At 51.4% G+C, this 331-nt stretch carries 1 protein-coding gene; it reads left to right on the top strand.

Features of this window, described 5'->3' with window-relative positions:
* Positions 1–56: 56 nt before the first annotated feature.
* Positions 57–331: hypothetical protein (locus HMPREF2927_RS09130; RefSeq protein ID WP_210399820.1), on the top strand; the 275-nt coding region annotated here is incomplete at its 3' end.

The following is a 331-nucleotide window of genomic DNA, read 5'->3' as shown; positions in this document are numbered from 1 at the left end:
CCGTCCTTGCAACCGCCACCATCCCCACTTACGCAGCTTCTCACGAAATTTATAGTTTGGACTCAAACAACAGCGGTACTTACACCCGTGATAACAGCACGGGGTGCCTAACCAGCCTAACCGTGACAAACTCTGTCAATGCCAACGGCGACCCTGCAGGTATCGTTGCAATCTACCCCGAAGGCATGGGCGAAGTTCAGAACGCAGAGGTAACGAATCTCCTAGTAACCTGGCACCTACCCACCGGTCTTGTCGACAGCTTTAACATAACTTTAGGCAATTGGACCTACCTCGGCTCCTATTCTGTAGCTGATTCAGTCCTCGACTATCA

This window comes from Rothia sp. HMSC061E04, from assembly GCF_001813685.1.
Taxonomy (GTDB): domain Bacteria; phylum Actinomycetota; class Actinomycetes; order Actinomycetales; family Micrococcaceae; genus Rothia; species Rothia mucilaginosa.
This window is presented reverse-complemented; position numbering and strand designations above follow the sequence as displayed.